Consider the following 18,255-nt stretch of genomic DNA (forward strand, 5'->3'; position numbering starts at 1 on the left):
AAGATTTGGGTCGGTCAAGTTTCTGTTTCAATTAGTCACACATTGTCAAACCTTTGCTTTTGCCAAAGCATTTATGTACGGCTACTGTTCATCTCCTATTTAGGATTGCTGTAAGATCCCGTAACGGGTGAATATGCAGAAACATTCTGCATAACATCCTAATTTTGGTAATTATGCCGAACCTTTCCGCATAGTATGCTGCTGGAGGTGATTAGGCCGAAATGTTCACTTTTCTTAGTTGTCGCCTCAGCTTGATACCGTTCCGCAAGCTGCGCGGCCAGCGAAGCTGATTTGTTCCGGGAAGCACGATCGCCCCCACACGCTTGCAAAATTTTTCCAGGCGTTGTAGCCTCAGTTATCGCTTTTTCTGATGCGCCGAAGCGTTCCAAGGGAGTGCGGACACACACCCAAGGAACTAACCCTCAAAACTGATCTGTCCAGCCTGAAGGCTAGCTTCGATTGTATCTGCTGGCCGTCTTGCTGTCGCAGTGAGGCGGCTTCGTTGTGCATGGAGGCGGTAGTGCAGCGGGCAGGTGCGGTCTGCCCCTGCATTCTTCTATGCTCACCGACTGGAGACAATCGAATGACCTACGAATACGAAGACTACGAGGCGATCGAGCCGTTTGAATTTCCGCCCGATCGCCTCATCCCGCTTGAACCGGAACCGCCGCGCCCGATCGCGCTGCCGCCCGTGTATGACCCGGAAGTGCTGCGCCTGCTGGCTGTCGGCTCGCGTCCGGTCGTCAATCGATTTGTGCGACTGCTGCATCGATCGAACATCGCGCACTCCAGCGAATGGACGCAGCTAATTCCGACGCCGAATCCGGGTGAGTTCATGCGGATGTTGACCAAGCGCGTTCCGCTTCAGGCCGACGACTTCGATTTGCCCTGATCGCGCTTTCCCCAATGCTGAGAATTCCGTGATTTTGAAGCATTGGGGAATTTCCGCTCGATCGGCTGAAAGATGCGGCTGAACTTGGATTTGCAAACGGCGATCGCAACTCACCGCTACGATAGAAACGAATCTTTTTCTCCGCATCCGCATGAGTTCACCGCCCATTCAGTGGTATCCCGGCCACATTGCCAAAGCCGAACGCGCCCTACAGGAGCAGCTTAAGCGGGTAGACGTGGTGCTGGAAGTGCGCGATGCTCGCATTCCGCTGACGACCAAGCATCCGCAAATCGATCAGTGGGTCGGCAACAAAGGCCGCGTCTTGGTGCTGAATCGGCTCGACATGATTCCCCCCTCACTGCATCAAAAATGGATCGACTGGTTTGCCGCGCAAGGTGAAACCGCCTATTTCACTGAAGCGCAGCACGGCAAAGGCGTTGCCGCAGTTGCCCAAGCCGCCAAAATTGCAGGCGAGCAAATGAATCAGCGCAGGCGCGATCGCGGCATGTTGCCTCGTGCGGTGCGAGCCGTTGTGATTGGCTTTCCCAACGTTGGCAAGTCTGCTTTGATTAACCGCCTGCTGAATCGGCGCGTGGTCGAAAGCGCTCGGCGTCCCGGCGTCACACGACAACTGCGCTGGATTCGGATTTCTGACCAGCTTGAACTGCTCGATGCTCCGGGCGTTTTGCCCTCGCGTCTCAACGACCAGCAGGCGGCACTGAAGCTGGCAATCTGTGACGACATTGGCGAGGCATCGTATGATAATCAGCGCGTTGCTGCTAGCTTGATCGATTTGCTCAATCAGCTTCCGGCTGGAATGAATGTCGGGGCAGCACTGCGATCGCGCTATGGCCTCGATCCGACCCATCTGACGGGAGAAAGCTACATCCGCGATTTGGCCGACCACCGCTATCAGGGCGATGTGGAGCGATCGGCACGTCAACTGCTCAACGATTTTCGCAAAGGCAATCTTGGCGCACTGCCGCTGGAGTTGCCGTTGCAGCCCGCCGAATCGATCGTTCAACCGACTTGAAGCTTGTAGGTGATTAGGTCAAGCCCAGAAATGGAAACGGTCAGCGGTTCCCACTGCCGCCCTTCATGCTGCACCTGCCGATAAGCCGCTTCGGTCAGCAAAATTTCACCCGATCGCGCCAGATCTTCACCCAGCTTGCAGGCCAAATTCATCTCGCTGCCATATAAATCGTTATCGCCCACCCGCAGCACATCGCCATAGCCAATGCCAATGCCCGCATGTAGATCTTGCGCGTCTGGCAAATGCACATTCACAGCAGCCAGTCGCGCCTGAATCGCGATCGCGCAGTCGATCGCATCGGTCACGCTGTCAAAAATCGCGAAGAGATTGTCGGCTTCGCGCTTCACCGTTTGGCCTTGGTGCTGCTCGATCACAGGAATGGCGATCGAGGCGAGCCGCTGCACCATCGCCAAAAAGTGAATGATGCTGTAGCGAATCGTCAGCCGCGAAAATCCAGCCATATCCAGCACAAGAACGGCGTGCGTCTGCAAGAACTGCTGGTAAATTTGGGCGTCGATCGCATCTGTGGCTTCGGGCTGTTCGTTGCGTAAGCGCAAGAGGCGATCGAGATCGGCTTTTGAGTAAGTCATGCAAATCGATGCGGAAACAAAGCAATTTAGTTATTCCCTGCTTCCGCACAATTTTCAGCAAAGGGATGGTTCCGCTTGACTTCAGCACTTGCTAGACGATTGCTAGACGATCGACTGCAAATGCTCAATCAGCTTATCGACAGGCACAACGCCCTCAATCCGCTTTACAGGTTGACCCTGCTTAAACAGCACCAAGGTCGGCAACGCCTGAATGCCGTACTGCGTTGCCAAGTCGGGGTAGTTGTCCGTGTTGATCTTCACCACCTGAAGGCGATCGTGCATTTGAGCGTTCACCTGTTCCAAAATCTTTGCCATCATCTGACAGGGACCGCACCAAGGCGCATAGAAATCAATCAGCAAGGGGCGATCGCTGCCCTCGATCATTTCTTGAAACGTCGCAAATTCCTTTTTGGTTGCCATAAATATTTTGAGGAAATTGTTGCTGCCCCAATCCTAGTGCAAAAATTTTCCAACCTGCCGCGATCCCCAAATGCCTTAAGATTGTTGGGGTATTGCGGATTCGCTAATTCCCAACTTTCAACTTTCGACCCTCGACTTTCGACTCCCAACTTTCCCATGAACTCACGTCTGCAAAATCAAGTTGCGATCGTCACCGGAGCATCTCGCGGCATCGGTCGCGCCATCGCGCTTGCACTGGCAACCGAGGGCGCAAAAGTCGCCGTCAACTATGCCAGTTCAAGCGGCGCGGCAGAAGAAGTGGTGGGCAAAATTGCCGAGATGGGCGGCCAGTCGATCGCGCTGCAAGCCGATGTGTCTCAGGCCGATCAGGTGGATGCGCTGGTCAATGGCGTGATGGAAAAATGGGGACGAATCGACGTTTTGGTGAACAATGCCGGAATCACCAAAGATACGCTGCTGCTGCGGATGAAGCCGGACGATTGGCAAGCGGTGATTGACCTGAACTTGACAGGCGTATTTCTTTGCACCCGCGCCATCAGCAAGATCATGCTGAAGCAAAAATCCGGGCGCATTGTCAACATCACTTCGGTCGTCGGCTTGATGGGCAATCCCGGACAGGCCAACTACAGTGCGGCCAAAGCGGGCGTGATTGGATTTACCAAGTCGATCGCCAAAGAGCTTGCCAGCCGTGCAATTACCGTCAATGCCGTCGCGCCCGGCTTCATCGCGACGGACATGACGCACGATGTCAAAGCCGACGATATTCTCAAGTTCATTCCACTCGGACGCTACGGCCAACCCGAAGAAGTCGCCGGACTGGTACAGTTTCTTGCCGCCGATCCTGCCGCTGCCTACATCACCGGACAGGTGTTCAACATTGATGGTGGCATGGTGATGGCCTAGGGTGTGTATGAAAAGGCATTGATCCTCCCCAACCCCATAAAAAAGGAGGGAACCGAGCCGCACAGGATATTTTCTCGCGACTCGATCGATTGTGACAGTCAAAAATTTTCAATACTGCGATCGCTATTCTGCATCCTTCGTAAGTCACACTATTTCATAGCGGTCTTGCGGAGAAATAGTGATGACAACTTCGAGCGACTTCGATTACAGCACAGCCCAATCGATTCCCGAAATTTGGCCGCGCTTGGCGCAGCGAGCCGACGTTGCCGACGTGGTAGCCGTTCAAGATCCGCACAGTCAGCCGCCAATGACGCTGACCTATCGCGAACTGTACGAGCAGATGCGCTGGTTTGCGGCTGGTTTGCAGGCGATGGGCATCCGGGCAGGCGATCACGTGGCGCTGTTTGCCGATAACAGTCCGCGCTGGCTGATTGCCGATCAAGGCATCATGACGGCAGGTGCGGCGGATGCCGTTCGCGGAACACAAGCCGATCGATCGGAACTCCTGTTCATCCTCGAACACAGCGACAGCGTTGCCCTCGTCGTGCAAGACCAAGCGACGCTGAAGAAATTGGGCGCAGAAATCGATCGCCTCCCCCTCCGGTTCATCGTCCTGCTCAGCGACGAAACGCCCACCGCTACTCATTCCGCCAAAATCCTGAATTTCTCCCAACTGATCGAACTGGGGCGATCGCAGCCGCTCCAGCCCGCACCCCGGACGCGCCAAGACCTCGCGACGCTGATGTACACCTCCGGTACATCCGGCCAGCCGAAGGGCGTGATGCTCAGTCACGGCAATTTGCTTTCGCAGGTAGAAAATATTCCCGCTGTTGCTCAGCCGCTGCCGGGAGAGCGCGTTTTGAGCATTCTTCCGATCTGGCACAGCTACGAGCGATCGTTTGAATATTTCATCTTTTCGCGCGGCTGTACGCAGATTTACACGAACATTCGCTATGTCAAACAGGACTTGAAAAACTTCCAGCCCTACTACATGGTGAGCGTGCCGCGCATTTGGGAATCGGTGTATGAAGGTGTGCAAAAAACCTTTCGCGACCAGCCTTTGAGCAAGCAAAAGCTAATCGATCGCTTCTTCAAAATCAGCCAGCGCTATGTCTGCGCCCGTCGCGTCGTTCAAAATCTGAATCTGAGCAATCTGCATCCTTCCGCAATCGATCGCATCGTTGCCACGATTCAAATGATCGTCTTGTGGCCGCTGCACAAGCTGGGCGATCGCATCGTCTACGGCAAAGTGCGGGCGGCAACGGGCGGCCAGCTAAAGTTCATTGTCAGCGGCGGCGGCTCGATCGCAGACTACCTGGAAGACTTCTACGAAATCGTTGGCATTCCGATCTTGGGCGGCTATGGCTTGACCGAAACTTCGCCCGTCACGCATGTCCGCCGACCCTGGCGAAATCTGCGCGGGGCAGACGGGCAGCCCATTCCACACACCGAAACGAAAATTGTGGATGTCGAAACGCGCCATCCCCTGCCGCCCGGACAGCGCGGAGTTGTGCTGCTGCGCGGACAGCAGATCATGCAGGGCTACTACAAAAATCCCGAAGCAACGGCCAAGGCGATCGATCGCGACGGCTGGTTCGACAGCGGCGATCTTGGCCTGGTGACTGAGCAAGATGATCTGGTGATTACCGGACGCGCCAAAGATACGATCGTCCTCTCGAACGGTGAAAATATTGAGCCACAGCCGATCGAAAATGCCTGCCTCCGCAGCCCGTATATCGATCAAATCATGCTGGTGGGACAGGATGAGCGATCGCTCGGTGCTTTGATTGTTCCGAATATCGAGGCTTTGAAGGTGTGGGCGATCGAGCAGGGAACCGAACTGAGTGAAGATGGTCAAACCGGACTGACGCTGAGCAGTCCGCAGGTGCAAGAGCTTTTCAAGCGAGAACTGTTGCGCGAAGTCAAGAATCGACCGGGATATCGAGGGGACGATCGCATCGGCGTTTTCCGCATTCTCACCGAACCCTTCACGATGGAAAACGGCATGATGACGCAGACGCTAAAGATTCGCCGCCAAGTTGTGATGGAGCGCTATCGCGATATGATTGACGAGATGTTCGCCTGAGCCTGAATTAACAGGCGTTTAAGGGCGATCGATTCTTTTCAATCTCTTGCAAACGCAGTCATGGAAGTCACAAAACCTCATTTGCTTCTGAAGCGAGCCGTTAATGTGAAAGCTGTTGTGACGGATCGCTGGAAAGCAGAGGTGCAGCAGCAGCTACAGGCGCAAATCAATCAGCTTGACTCGCAGCTTCAGCAGCTCGACGGGCAAGGTCAGCGCATGGCCGCCGAAATTCAACGGCAAAGTCCGCAGCCGAACGATCCGGCTGTGACGCAGCAGGTCAGCAACATTCAGCTTCAGGTCAACCAAAAGAAAAGCGAACTGCTCGAAAAGAAAAATCAGATCTTGCAGCAGCTTCAGCAGGTACAGCTTTTGGAACTCGACCAGGAAGTCAATCAGTTTCAGGTCGAAAGTTTCTTTCGCGTTGAAGCGGGCGACAACCTGATTCGCAAAATGCAGGTCGAAATTTTGCTGCGTGACGGCATTGTGCAGGAAATTCGCGGCGACGTTTAGCGCTCCACAATCTACCTTTTAGGAGAAGCATTCAATCGCAAAATGCGATCGATCGCACATTTTGCCGTCTCCAACCGATGTAGAATATCTGACTGGTATCTCTCTTAATTACTGACTCGGAAAGCCGCTCCATGATTCACGAAGTTTTCATGCCTGCCCTCAGTTCCACCATGACCGAAGGCAAGATCGTCTCCTGGACAAAATCGCCCGGAGACAAAATCGAAAAAGGCGAAACCGTCGTGATTGTCGAGTCCGACAAGGCCGACATGGACGTGGAATCGTTCTATGAAGGCTATTTGGCAACGATTATCGTCGAGGCAGGCCAGTCGGCTCCAGTTGGGGAGGCGATCGCCCTCGTTGCCGAAACCGAAGCCGAAATCGAAACCGCCAAGCAAAAAGCCAGCGCACCCGCCGCCGCTGCCGTGCAAGAAGCCACTGCTGCCAGCGAACCTGCTGTCCAAGAATCCGCCGCCGCAGTCGCCCAAAACGGAACGAGCAATGGAGCCAGTAATGGAGCGAGCAGCGGACGAACGATCGTATCTCCCCGCGCTCGCAAACTCGCCAAAGAACTCAAAATCGATCTCGCAGGCATTCAAGGCAGCGGCCCACATGGTCGCATCGTTGCGGAAGACATCGAAGCCGCCGCAGGCAAAACTTCCGCACCCCCTGTGCCTGTCCCGCCACCCGCCCCGGTTGCGCCTCCACCGCCTGCCCCCGCTCCAGTTGCCGCTCGTCCGCCTGCGCCTGCTCCAGTCGCTCCTGGTCAGGTGAAGCCGCTCAACACTTTGCAGCAAGCCGTCGTCCGCAACATGATGGCAAGCTTGCAGGTTCCCACGTTCCACGTCGGCTACACGATCACGACGGACAACCTCAACGCGCTCTACAAGCAAATCAAGTCCAAGGGCGTGACGATGACCGGACTGCTAGCGAAAGCCGTCGCTGTGACGTTGCAGAAACATCCGATCGTCAACGCTGGATACACCGATCAAGGCATTCAGTACAGTGGCGAAATCAATATCGCCGTTGCCGTTGCGATGCCGGATGGTGGGCTGATTACCCCGGTGCTGCGGCAGGCTGACCAGATGGACATCTATTCGCTCTCGCGCAGTTGGAAAGATCTGGTCGATCGCGCCCGCAGCAAGCAGCTTCAGCCCGACGAATACAGCACGGGAACTTTCACGCTGTCCAATCTGGGCATGTTTGGGGTCGATCGATTCGACGCGATTCTGCCACCCGGACAAGGCTCAATTTTGGCGATCGGTGCATCGCGTCCGCAAGTGGTCGCCACCAAAGACGGCATGATGGGCGTCAAGCAGCAAATGCAGGTGAACATCACGTGCGATCACCGGATCATCTATGGAGCCGATGCTGCCGCCTTCCTGCAAGACTTAGCGAAGCTGATTGAAACCGATCCGCAATCGTTGACGCTGTAGCTTGCTTTTGAATTTTGAGAGGGTTGTGGCGATCGCAGTTGAGCCGATCGCCACAGATCAAAGAGACGCCACAATGAAATCGCGACGCGATAGTTTGGCATCCTGAACGATCGCAATCAAATCTCGGCCTTTATAAATGGCGGTGTCGGCCTTTGCCTCTCCGATCGAATTGCGGTTGACCAGCCTGTAGCGGTTGAGCGGAGCACCGATTTGAATCTGGTCGCGCTCGGATCGATCGAAATCGACGATTGTGGCGTAGCCCGATCCGAGATAGGCACTGTCCGTTAAGCTTTGCCCGATCACAAAGCGATCGGCTCCCTCGCCGCCTGTGAGTCGATCGCGTTCGAGTTTGCCGCCGCCCCAGCCGTTCAGAATATCGTTGCCGCTTTCGCCCACAAGCTGATCGTTACCTTGCTCACCCAGCAGGCGATCGTTTCCATTTTGGCCGTAAAGCTGATCGTCGCCGCTGCCGCCGCGCAGCAAATCGTTGCCCTGATTGCCATAGAGAATGTCACTGCCGCGATCGCCCAGCAGCGAATCGTTGCCTTCCAGTCCAGACAGCACATTGCCGAAGCGATTGCCGCTGATGGTGTTGTCGCCCGCGCTGCCCGTGCCAAACCGAGCGCGACCGAGCAATACCAAATTTTCGATTCCGGTTTTTTCCAGCGTGTAATTCAGGGGAATTCTGAGCGTGTCTTTCGATCGTCCCGTCCGCTGCTCGATGATTTTGAAGCTGTAGCTTTGGACGATGTAGGTATCGTTGCCGCTGCCGCCATCTAGTTCGTCGTACCCGTCGCCTGCAATTAACGTATCTCTGCCGCCGCCTCCAAACAGGCGATCGTTGCCGCCACCCCCGTCAAGCGTATCGTTGCCGTCAAAGCCGTAGAGAATATCGCGACCGCTGACTCCTTTGAGGACGTTGTTCGATCGATTGCCTTCGAGCAGGTTGTTGAAGCGATTGCCTCTGCCGAAAATGCCAGCTTCCAAATCAAGGTTCTCGACGTTATCGGGCAGCGTGTAGTCAAAAGAAACGATCGCTTTATCAAAGCCTTCTCTGGGATATTCAATGATCACCGTGCCCGGATTGATGACGAGATAGGTGTCGTTGCCAAAGCTGCCGTTGAAGGCATCTTCACCCGCTTTGCCGTCAAAGTAGTCATCTCCTCCCGTCCCAAACAGCACATCGTTGGATGCGGTGCCGATAATCGCCGTCATTGCTGTTGCTCTCTCTAACAAATCGTCTCGTCCCCAACGCTAGCACTGCGGTTTGGGGCGTTAGGTGAGGGCACGATGAAGCTTTCGAGGCGGAATGTTTGGAGATGCCAAACTGGGCGATCGACTTCACCCGAAGTGTTGAGAAACGTCAGTTCGAGCAATTCGAGCAATTCAAAATCGCTCGTTTGCTGCTAGCTTTACTGCCCTTTTTTGCCTTCGAGCCAGTAGGTCATTTGCTCGCCGATGCCTTTGATCGAAATGATGCCGCGCGGCTGAAGCTCGTAGTCGCAGCGGAGGCGATCGTAAGCTTGAGCGCAGACTTGAATTTTGCCCGGAGCACCCTGCGACTCCATGCGGCTAGCAAAATTGACCGTATTGCCCCAGAGGTCATACGCGATTTTTTGCTTGCCGATTACGCCTGCAATCACAGGGCCAGTACTGATGCCGATGCGTAACTGCAAATCATTGCCATTGGGCGATCGCACCTGAGCAATAATTTGCTGCATCGCAATCGCCATGTCTGCGATCGCCGTGCAGTGGTCAGGGCGCGGCGTGGGAATGCCTCCGGCCACCATGTAGGCATCGCCTACCGTTTTGATTTTTTCGAGGTCGTGATCTGCCGCGACGCGATCGAACTGCGAAAAAATTTGGTTGAGCAGTTCGACGAGTTCTGCGGGCGCAATTTCTTGAGACAGTCGCGTAAAGTTGACCACATCGGCAAACAGCACCGTTGCTGCATCAAAGTGATCGGCGATCGTTTCCGCAGGCGGTTTGTGCTTGAGGCGTTCGGCGATCGACTGCGGCAGCAAGCTCAGCAGCAGGCGTTCAGTTTCTTGCCGCTGCTTACGCAGTTCGGTTTCCATTTGTTTGCGATCGGTAATGTCTTGCACCGATCCTTCGTAGTAGAGCAGTTCACCTTCGTCATCGTAAATGGCGCGGACGCTTTCAGAAATCCAAATTTTGCTGCCATCTTTGCGATGAATTTGCGACTCAAAATCCGATACTTGCCCGTAGCGGCGCAGATACGATCGCAGTTCGTCGCGCCGTCCCGCTCGCACATAAAAATCGTTGTTCCAGTCGCGATCGTCGCTCAAAATGGCGTCCGGCGAACGGTAGCCATAAATTCCGGCTAGAGCGCGATTGGCGCTGAGGTAGCGGCCTTGCGGTGTGATCTGAAAAATTCCGTCCAGGCAGTTGTCAAAAATGCTGTGAAATTTCGCTTCCGCGACTTTGAGGCGGGCGTTTTGGGTTTGCAACTGCTGCTGCAAGCGATAGATCGTCAGATGCGTTTGGACGCGCGATCGCACTTCGGCCACGTGAAACGGCTTGGTGATGTAGTCCACACCGCCAACCTGAAAGGCTTTCACCTTGTCGCCCGTTTCGCCGATCGCACTGATGAAAATCACGGGGATGTCGTGCGTGCGGGGATCAGCCTTGAGCTGCTGGCACACTTGATAGCCATTCATCTCTGGCATTGAGATGTCGAGCAACACTAATTCTGGCGGCTCAGTTTGTGCGACCAGCAGCCCCATCTGACCGCTGGTGACTGCGCGGACGCGATAGCCTTTGAGCGTCAAAATATCCGACAGCAAGCGCAGATTTGCAGACACATCATCAATGATCAAAACGTCGCCAGGGCGATCGAGCGGTTCACTGCTCATAGGCACAGGGATAAGATCAATCACAGTCCTTACCTGGTCAAAAGCGAAACGCGGCTTTCCGCTTTTGTTAAGTGACTCTACAGCGCCCGAATCGATCGAACCGCCAAGAACCGCAAATTTTCGGAAAAATTTCTTTCCGATCAGTATCTGATAATTCTATCTTTTGGCAATGGCGAACAGAGTCAAGATTTTGTAAATTACAGCCTCCGGCTGCTCCAAATGCGGCAAATGACCGCAGGGCAACCACTGAAGCTGACTGCGATCGATCGCCTGCTCAAATTTTTTGGCGTCTGCCGTGCCCAACACATCATCGTTTGTTCCCCACAAAATCAATGTGGGATGAGCAACTTGGGAAATTTGCTGAGCCAGATATCCATAGCCGCCGCTGCGTGTAAAGGATGCGATCGCATCTGCCCAATACGGCAATTCCTGATGCAGCAGCGCACAAGCGATCGCATCTGCCAAAATGATATTTCCGCTCAACACTGCTGCTTCCAGTGCCGCCCGCTTTCGCAGTCGCAGCCATCCGGTCGCCGGACGATCGAGCATCGGTGGCAACCACTCTCCGGCGACGCTGCCAGAAAATCCAACGCTGTCAATTAGCCCGATCGCTTCCACTCGTTCGGGATGATGCAAGGCAAAATCGATCGCCACCGCACCGCCCATCGACGCGCCAACCAGAATGATCGGCTGTTCGATTTGCTGACAAAACTGGAAAAGATGCTGCCGGATGCGAATCGGATTGACCTGCATCTGCGGCTGACGAGCACTAAAGCCAAACCCCAGCAGATCGATCGCCCAAACGCAACAGTGCTGCGCCAGTCGCGGCAGAATCGCTCGAAACTCCAGCAAGGAACTGTCAAATCCGTGCAGTAAGACGATCGCATACTCAGAGGCACAGCCTTGCCGCCCTTGCTGAACAAAGCAGGTGCGAACGGCTGCACCGTCAGGAAGCGCGATCGACTGCCAGCGCATCTGATTGACCAGCGCGATCGAATCGGGCTGAGTTAAATGCTGATGAAGGTGCAAGCGTTTGAGATTGAAGTTGATTCCTCAGCTTGACATATTGGGCAATGCCTTGGCTCGATCGAAAACTTGATACGCTAGCAACACAAGTTTGGTGTGACGCATCTTGAAACGATTTCGATCGAGCTATCGGCAACTGCTGCCGTTTTTACAAACGCAACGGCAAACGATCGGGCTGGCCTTGCTGTGTACCTGCGTGTTTACCGCCTTTTGGCCGCTGCTGGCGTGGCTGGCGGGCGAACTGCTGGGCGCACTGGTGCAAGGCGATGTTCCAACGCTGGCGCGACTAGCGGGGATTACGGCGGCTTGCTTCCTCGTGCAAAAGCTGGCGCAATACGGCCAAGATGCGCTGATGGCGAAGGCGGCACTGGCGATCGCGCTCAACGTCCGCAAGCGAATTTACCGACATCTGCAAACGCTCGACCTGAGCTACTTTGAGACGACACAAACCGGAGATTTGTCATATCGCTTGACGGAAGATGTCGATCGCATTGGGGAAGTCGTCAACAAGGTGTTTCACGACTTTGTGCCTTGCGTGCTGCAATTAATCGTCGTCTTTGGCTACATGATCTATCTCAACTGGCAGCTTACCCTCGCAAGCTTGATCGCTGCGCCGCTGTTGGGCGTGATCATCGGCTGGTTTGGCGATCGAATGCTGCATTTTTCGCGCCGCAGCCAAAATCTTGTCTCGGATCTTTCTTCTTTGCTGACCGAGGTGTTTAGCGGAATTCGTTTGGTGCGGGCGTTTGCGGCAGAAGACTATGAGGTCGATCGATTCGCTCAAGCTGCGGAACACAATCGCCAGGCAAAATACCAAGCGGCTTGGCTCAGAGCCGTGCAGTTTCCGGTCGTCGGCTTTTTGTATGCGCTCAGCGTCTTGCTGCTGTTGCTGTTGGGCGGCTGGCAAATTTCACAGGGCAATCTGACCGGGAAGGAATTCGGCAGCTATGTCGCCGCTGTTGGTCTTTTGATCGATCCGATCGCCCACCTGACCGACAACTACAACGAATTCAAGCAGGGCGAAGCATCGAGCGATCGCGTCTTTGAACTGCTGGCAATTGCGCCGAGCGTCGTGGAACGCTCCAACGCCGTGCCGCTGCCGCCCGTTACAGGCAAAGTCGAATATCGCAACGTCAGCTTTGCCTATCAAAGCGATCGCCCGATTTTGCGACAGGTGAGCCTGCTGGCGTTTCCTGGCGAAGCGATCGCCCTTGTCGGCGCATCCGGAGCCGGAAAAACCACATTGGTAAATTTACTGCCGCGCTTTTACGATCCGCAGGCCGGACAAATTCTGATTGATGGTGTGGATATTCAATCAGTGACTTTGCGGAGTCTACGCCGACAGATCGGAATTGTGCCGCAGGAAACCGTGTTGTTTTCCGGGACGATCGCGCAAAATATCGCGTTTGGTCAACCACAGTTCGATCGCGCTCAGGTCGAGCAGGCGGCAAAAGTGGCGAACGCGCATCAGTTCATCTCGCAGTTTCCCAATGGCTATCAAACCTGGGTGGGTGAGCGCGGCGTGAATCTATCGGGCGGACAAAGACAGCGAATTGCGATCGCCCGTGCCGTCCTGCTCAATCCGCGCATTCTGATTCTCGATGAAGCCACAAGTGCGCTCGATTCCGAATCGGAACTGCTGGTTCAGCAAGCGCTAGAGCGACTAATGATCGATCGCACCGTGTTCATCATTGCCCATCGCCTTGCCACCGTCCGCCGTGCCGATCGCATTTTGGTTGTTGAGCAAGGGCAAATTGTTGAATCCGGAACGCACGAGGAGCTTTTGAGGAATGGCGATCGCTACGCCAGATTTTACGCTCAGCAGTTTTCGTGAGGGCTGGGGTCGAAACCGCCTGCCCTTTGCCCGCTACTGTTGTGCCGCGACTATTGGCGAAGCGGCACCCACTCGGTTACGCCCTGTCCTGCTTGCGAAGACGCATCAGGCAGCGGCGTTCGAGATTGAGGCCGATCGCCTGCAAGCTGGTCGATCAGCGAGTCGGGTGTGGCCTGTCGGAATGCGCCGCAGTAGTACATATTGATCACTGCCGTGTAAGCCCAATCGCTCGGTGAAACGTCGGTGTAAGGGTTGGGCAGCAGTTCCGGGGCGCGTCCAGCTTGGCAGGCTTCGAGGACTTGACGCGCGGTCGGTGCGGTTTGCACATCGCCCGGAGTTTGAGCGCGAGCCGGAAGAATGCTTGCCAGCGCGATCGCCAGCGTGGTCAAAGCGATTTGAAATTTCATGAGGAGGAAGCAGAGCGCAACAGCGGGGGCTTAAACTCCATTCTAGACAGGGCAGCAGTGGCGATCGTTCCCCACAACGCTTATTTCAGCCGATTTGCCCATGAAAAAGCAGGGTGGTGAAACCCTGCCTTGAAGCGCGATCGAGTCAGCTTGCGTTGGCTTACTCTTCGTCTTCATCCTCTTCCTGCGTGGGATACACAAAGCTGCTAGAGCGTCCAGTCAAAACCGACTTGCCCAGCGACAAAGCCTTTTGAGCTTGGAGTGCAGCTTTGCGCTTCCAGGTTGCCTTGCGTTTGTCTCGCTTGGACTTTGATGTCTTTTTCTTTGGCTGCGCCATGACCGAGGTGCCGACTCTACAACCTTTCAATCCTAATGCATCAGCAGAAGATTAGGCTAGCGTTCCTCTGCAAAAATCTTACAAATCTTTTTGGCCGACGACCATTTGCAAGATGAACGGAAAGCCGCCTTCCGCGTGATAGCGATCGGCCCAGCCGCGCAGCAGTTCATCAAGTTCTGTTAGCGCATCGTCAATTCGATCGACTGGAATATCCAATTCTTCCAAGATGCGAATCACGTTGGCCTGACGATCTGCCCAGTCTTTCATCAAGCGAAAATAGCGAGCCGTATCTTCCACCATGATGTAGGTGCGTTCTTCTTCGTCCGCTGGCGAGTACGAAGCTCGCGTTAAAGCGTAGAACGGCATTCCCCAAGGCGATTCGATTCGCGTCACCGTGCCGGAATAGATCAGGCGGCGGCGGATATGTTCAGCCAGTGCTTCACTCAGCGGCAGTTGGCGATCGATCGGCACATCTTCTTGCGATCGTGCGTGCAAAAATTCAATAATCTCGATGAACTCAAAGGCGTTGAGCAACTGGGCATCCGGCAGATTTTCCGGCAGTTTGGCTTCAATCTGCTTGCGCTCATCGGTTGTGAGATTTGAGCCGGAGATGCGCGATCGTCCTGGCTGCCAAGGATACTTTTCCAGCCACACATACGGAAGCTGAATCAGATAGCGCGGCTCTTGTGAACCGAGCATTTTCAGCAGCTTGCCTTCCGTCAGCGCCTGTCGCACTTCTTCGACAATTACTTTGACCCGCTTCGGTTCGATGTGATGCAGGTGTCCGGTCATCCGCAAATTTTGACCCTGCTCAAGGTAGGTCATGTAGATTGCACATTTGGCAGCGGTGGCGGCGGCATCTAAAAAAGCGCCATGCCGATGTCCGCCTGTTCTCATAGCGCTAAAGGCCAGATACAGCATGATCTGATCCATTGCGCTGGGACTGAGTCGCTTGATCAGATCGAGGTCATTGGTCATGTTCTACTCAGCAGCGATCGAGTGCACGGAAAACAAAAGACTTAGCGAACCGAATAGAGCATTGTCGCTCAACTCATCCGTCAAATCACCCTAAGCTTAAATTATTCTGATACATCCGAGACGGCTTCACCACCCTTGATTTCTGAAAAATCAAAGCGATTTTCGCCGAATTAAGCACAAAGGCGATGAATTGGCGACAATGGCTCGTTAGCGGCCACTGCCTCGATAGAGCGAGGAGGTTCCGGGCTGCGGGTTTGAAGGGGGTTGTGAGTTCGCTGCAAACGCCGCATGAGGAGCAACCGTCAAGCTCAGCATCAAGCCAAGAGTTAAGATTGAGATGCAAGTAATCATTTAGATTCTTCCCAGTTGAGTGTTCTACTTCTTTCAACAGAGGGTTTGAGAAGAAATCAGGACAACTTCGTCAAGAATTGCGGTTTCGGCGTTACAGTTTTTCATCAAGTCGAGGTAGCACCATCTGCCGCTGGAAGCTGGAAGCAGCGATCGCAAATTTGCCTTAGATCAAGCCGGAAACATTGCGATCGCCGCAGCCATCTCTAAACAGAAGCGGAAATAATAGTAAAAATTTAGAATCAGCGTTTCGGGTGGATCGTGCGATCACCTGAAGCAATTTCCAACTTGATGTGGTGTGACGACGTGAATTCTATTCCCCCTCTTGATCTGGTCGGACAGTTTCAATCGATCGCGGATGAAGTGAATGCGGCTGTGATGGCGGTTTTAGCATCAGCGCAATATATTAATGGGCCGATCGTGCAAAATTTCGAGCAGCAGTTCGCGCAGTACATTGGCACGGCGGAATGCGTTTCCTGCAATTCTGGAACCGATGCTTTGTTTCTGGCGCTGCGAGCGTTGGGGATCAAGGCAGGTGACGAAGTAATCACGACGCCGTTTTCGTTTTTTGCAACAGCAGAAGTGATTACGGCAGCGGGTGCAACTCCGATTTTTGTCGATATCGAGCCGGAAACGTTCAACCTCGATCTCAGCTTGATTGAAGCCGCAATTACGCCACGCACCAAGGCGATCGTGCCTGTGCATCTGTTTGGTCAGCCTGTGGACATGGCTCGGCTGATGGCGATCGCTCGCTCCCACAATCTCTACGTGGTTGAAGACTGTGCTCAGGCAGTCGGCGCAGAATGGAACGGTCAACGAGTCGGCAGCATCGGACACATCGGCTGCTACAGTTTTTATCCAACGAAAAATTTGGGTGCCTGTGGCGACGGCGGCGCAGTGACAACCAGCGATCCCCAGCTTGCTCGCAAGATTCGATCGCTGCGGACACATGGCGAACGCGAACGCTACATCCACGAAGATATCGGCCTGACCAGTCGGCTCGATGCTGTTCAAGCGGCGATTCTGCAAATTAAGCTGCGCTATCTTGACCAGTGGAATGCCCAGCGGCAAAGACTGGCCGATCGCTACACCGAACTGTTCGATCGCATTCCGGGAATCATTGCACCTCGTCCGATCCCCGGTGGCAAAACCGTGTGGCATCAGTACACGATTCGGCTGCAAAATCGCGATGCGGTGCGATCGCAGCTTCAGCAGCAGGGCGTGAATACGATGCTGTACTATCCGATTCCGCTGCATCGTCAGCCTGTGTATGAAAAAAATTATGCCGAGGTGAAGCTTCCCATTGCCGAGCAGATGGCGCGAGAAGTGCTGTCGCTGCCGATGTTTCCGGAACTGTCGATCGAGCAGCAAGATCAAGTGGTTTACGCGCTGAAAGACTGTTTGATCGAAGCAGCCTCTTCTTAATTAGAGCAGCCTCTTCCGAACGGTAGACAATATGGGCAAGAATAGAAAATTGTTGTTTGGACGATCGCCCGCCATGAGCAATTCTTCTGTGCTTGCGCCTGCTGAACTCGACTGGTCACTGCTGCTGCAACAACTGCTCGATCGCCAATCGCTGTCGATCGAGCAGGCGGCAGATCTGATGCGCGGCTGGCTGATGGAATCAATTCCGCCCGTGTTGTCCGGTGCTATTTTGACGGCGCTTCAAATTAAGGGCATTGCGGCCAGTGAACTGGCAGGCATGGCGGAAGTTCTGCAAGCGCAATCGATCGCCAGCAGCCTGGCGGCAATCGAGCTTCCCACACCTCTAATTGACACCTGCGGCACAGGCGGCGACGGTGCATCCACGTTCAACATTTCGACGACAGCGGCGTTTGTGGCGGCTGCCGCAGGCATTCCCGTCGCAAAACACGGCAATCGAGCAGCATCAAGTCGCGTTGGTACGGCAGATGTCCTGGAAGCACTGGGCGTCAATTTGGCGGCTGAACCGGATCGTATCCGTGCTGCCCTACCCGAAGTAGGAATTACTTTTTTGTTTGCTCAGGGCTGGCATCCGGCAATGAAATCAGTCGCGCCGATTCGCCGGACGCTAAAAGTCCGCACGATTTTTAACCTGCTGGGGCCGCTGCTCAATCCGCTACCGATTACAGGTCAAGTGATGGGCGTGTTTGATTCTGCCCTCGTCGGAACGGTGGCGGAGGCGCTACAGCTTTTGGGACGCGATCGCGCCATTGTCCTGCACGGACGCGAAAAGCTGGACGAGGCCGGACTTTCTGCCCCGACCGATCTGGCCGTTCTCGCAGATGGACAGGTGCAAGCGGTGGCGATCGATCCCCAGTCGATCGGGCTGACTGCTGCCCCGACCAGTGCCTTGCGCGGCGGCGAAGCAGCGGAGAACGCCGAAATTTTGCGATCGCTCCTGCAAGGCGGCGGCACAACCGCTCAGCAGGAAGTTGTTGCCCTCAATGCCGCGCTTGCGCTGATGGTCGGCGGATTGGTGACGGGCGATCCCCGCGATCCGGCGACTTATGCGGCGGGCGTGACGATGGCGAAAGACATTTTGCGATCGGGCGCAGGCTGGACGAAGCTAGAGCAGCTTGTGTCATTCTTGCAGGCGTAGG

General features: G+C 54.7%; 18 protein-coding genes. 9 read left to right on the top strand and 9 right to left on the bottom strand.

Features of this window, described 5'->3' with window-relative positions; all coding sequences use genetic code 11:
- Nucleotides 1–583 precede the first annotated feature (583 nt).
- Both H6F67_RS16315 and ylqF read left to right on the top strand, forming a co-directional pair.
- Nucleotides 584–892, top strand: coding sequence for a hypothetical protein (locus tag H6F67_RS16315; RefSeq protein WP_190767681.1), 309 nt, complete (start codon nucleotides 584–586; stop codon nucleotides 890–892).
- 151 nt (nucleotides 893–1,043) lie between these two features.
- Nucleotides 1,044–1,925, top strand: coding sequence for a ribosome biogenesis GTPase YlqF (gene ylqF, locus H6F67_RS16320; protein WP_190767682.1), 882 nt, complete (start codon nucleotides 1,044–1,046; stop codon nucleotides 1,923–1,925).
- Here the strand turns inward: ylqF and H6F67_RS16325 are convergent.
- Both H6F67_RS16325 and trxA read right to left on the bottom strand, forming a co-directional pair.
- On the bottom strand, nucleotides 1,913–2,515 hold the full coding sequence (locus H6F67_RS16325) for an adenylate/guanylate cyclase domain-containing protein (RefSeq protein ID WP_190767683.1): 603 nt from the start codon (nucleotides 2,513–2,515) through the stop codon (nucleotides 1,913–1,915). The genes ylqF and H6F67_RS16325 overlap by 13 nt on opposite strands.
- Nucleotides 2,516–2,617: 102 nt before the next feature.
- Complete coding sequence (trxA, locus tag H6F67_RS16330; RefSeq protein ID WP_190767684.1) at nucleotides 2,618–2,935, bottom strand: thioredoxin; 318 nt, start codon at nucleotides 2,933–2,935, stop codon at nucleotides 2,618–2,620.
- Nucleotides 2,936–3,091: 156 nt separating this feature from the next.
- On the opposite strand from trxA, the gene fabG reads away from it, so the two are divergent.
- From fabG to H6F67_RS16350, 4 genes are all read left to right on the top strand, one after another.
- A complete protein-coding gene (fabG, locus tag H6F67_RS16335; protein WP_190767685.1) occupies nucleotides 3,092–3,838 on the top strand; it encodes a 3-oxoacyl-[acyl-carrier-protein] reductase in 747 nt (248 codons plus the stop codon).
- A gap of 181 nt (nucleotides 3,839–4,019) precedes the next feature.
- Nucleotides 4,020–5,924: a long-chain fatty acid--CoA ligase gene (locus H6F67_RS16340; RefSeq protein ID WP_190767686.1), complete on the top strand. Its 1,905-nt coding sequence runs from the start codon at nucleotides 4,020–4,022 to the stop codon at nucleotides 5,922–5,924.
- A 60-nt stretch (nucleotides 5,925–5,984) separates the two neighbouring features.
- Nucleotides 5,985–6,434, top strand: coding sequence for a YlqD family protein (locus H6F67_RS16345; protein WP_190767687.1), 450 nt, complete (start codon nucleotides 5,985–5,987; stop codon nucleotides 6,432–6,434).
- A 131-nt stretch (nucleotides 6,435–6,565) separates the two neighbouring features.
- Entirely contained in the window at nucleotides 6,566–7,867 is a 1,302-nt protein-coding gene (locus H6F67_RS16350) for a dihydrolipoamide acetyltransferase family protein (protein WP_190767688.1), read from the top strand.
- A gap of 57 nt (nucleotides 7,868–7,924) precedes the next feature.
- Here H6F67_RS16350 and H6F67_RS16355 read toward each other — a convergent pair whose 3' ends face one another.
- The 4 genes from H6F67_RS16355 to H6F67_RS16370 all read right to left on the bottom strand — a co-directional run bounded on the left by H6F67_RS16355 (nucleotide 7,925) and on the right by H6F67_RS16370 (nucleotide 11,772).
- The gene (locus tag H6F67_RS16355; protein WP_190767689.1) at nucleotides 7,925–9,082 is read right to left on the bottom strand and encodes a calcium-binding protein; all 1,158 of its coding nucleotides are present in this window, start codon (nucleotides 9,080–9,082) and stop codon (nucleotides 7,925–7,927) included.
- 14 nt (nucleotides 9,083–9,096) lie between these two features.
- Nucleotides 9,097–9,252, bottom strand: coding sequence for a hypothetical protein (locus tag H6F67_RS16360; protein WP_190767690.1), 156 nt, complete (start codon nucleotides 9,250–9,252; stop codon nucleotides 9,097–9,099).
- A 27-nt stretch (nucleotides 9,253–9,279) separates the two neighbouring features.
- Nucleotides 9,280–10,743: an adenylate/guanylate cyclase domain-containing protein gene (locus tag H6F67_RS16365; RefSeq protein ID WP_190767691.1), complete on the bottom strand. Its 1,464-nt coding sequence runs from the start codon at nucleotides 10,741–10,743 to the stop codon at nucleotides 9,280–9,282.
- A gap of 156 nt (nucleotides 10,744–10,899) precedes the next feature.
- Nucleotides 10,900–11,772, bottom strand: coding sequence for an alpha/beta fold hydrolase (locus H6F67_RS16370; RefSeq protein WP_242020671.1), 873 nt, complete (start codon nucleotides 11,770–11,772; stop codon nucleotides 10,900–10,902).
- 100 nt (nucleotides 11,773–11,872) lie between these two features.
- Here H6F67_RS16370 and H6F67_RS16375 point away from each other — a divergent pair, with 100 nt between their 5' ends.
- Nucleotides 11,873–13,603: an ABC transporter ATP-binding protein gene (locus H6F67_RS16375; protein WP_396798206.1), complete on the top strand. Its 1,731-nt coding sequence runs from the start codon at nucleotides 11,873–11,875 to the stop codon at nucleotides 13,601–13,603.
- A gap of 50 nt (nucleotides 13,604–13,653) precedes the next feature.
- Here the strand turns inward: H6F67_RS16375 and H6F67_RS16380 are convergent, their stop codons facing one another.
- The 3 genes from H6F67_RS16380 to hetR form a co-directional block, all read right to left on the bottom strand.
- Nucleotides 13,654–14,010: an S-layer protein gene (locus tag H6F67_RS16380; RefSeq protein ID WP_190767693.1), complete on the bottom strand. Its 357-nt coding sequence runs from the start codon at nucleotides 14,008–14,010 to the stop codon at nucleotides 13,654–13,656.
- Between the two features lie 160 nt (nucleotides 14,011–14,170).
- A complete protein-coding gene (locus H6F67_RS16385) occupies nucleotides 14,171–14,347 on the bottom strand; it encodes a 50S ribosomal protein L32 (RefSeq protein WP_190767694.1) in 177 nt (58 codons plus the stop codon).
- 78 nt (nucleotides 14,348–14,425) lie between these two features.
- On the bottom strand, nucleotides 14,426–15,325 hold the full coding sequence (gene hetR, locus H6F67_RS16390; protein WP_190767695.1) for a heterocyst differentiation master regulator HetR: 900 nt from the start codon (nucleotides 15,323–15,325) through the stop codon (nucleotides 14,426–14,428).
- Between the two features lie 654 nt (nucleotides 15,326–15,979).
- Here hetR and H6F67_RS16395 point away from each other — a divergent pair.
- Both H6F67_RS16395 and trpD read left to right on the top strand, forming a co-directional pair.
- A complete protein-coding gene (locus H6F67_RS16395) occupies nucleotides 15,980–17,098 on the top strand; it encodes a DegT/DnrJ/EryC1/StrS family aminotransferase (protein ID WP_313926845.1) in 1,119 nt (372 codons plus the stop codon).
- 73 nt (nucleotides 17,099–17,171) lie between these two features.
- The gene (trpD, locus tag H6F67_RS16400) at nucleotides 17,172–18,254 is read left to right on the top strand and encodes an anthranilate phosphoribosyltransferase (RefSeq protein WP_190767696.1); all 1,083 of its coding nucleotides are present in this window, start codon (nucleotides 17,172–17,174) and stop codon (nucleotides 18,252–18,254) included.
- Nucleotide 18,255 lies beyond the last annotated feature (1 nt).

It is taken from the genome of Microcoleus sp. FACHB-1515, from assembly GCF_014696105.1.
Lineage (GTDB): Bacteria > Cyanobacteriota > Cyanobacteriia > Elainellales > Elainellaceae > JAAUTJ01.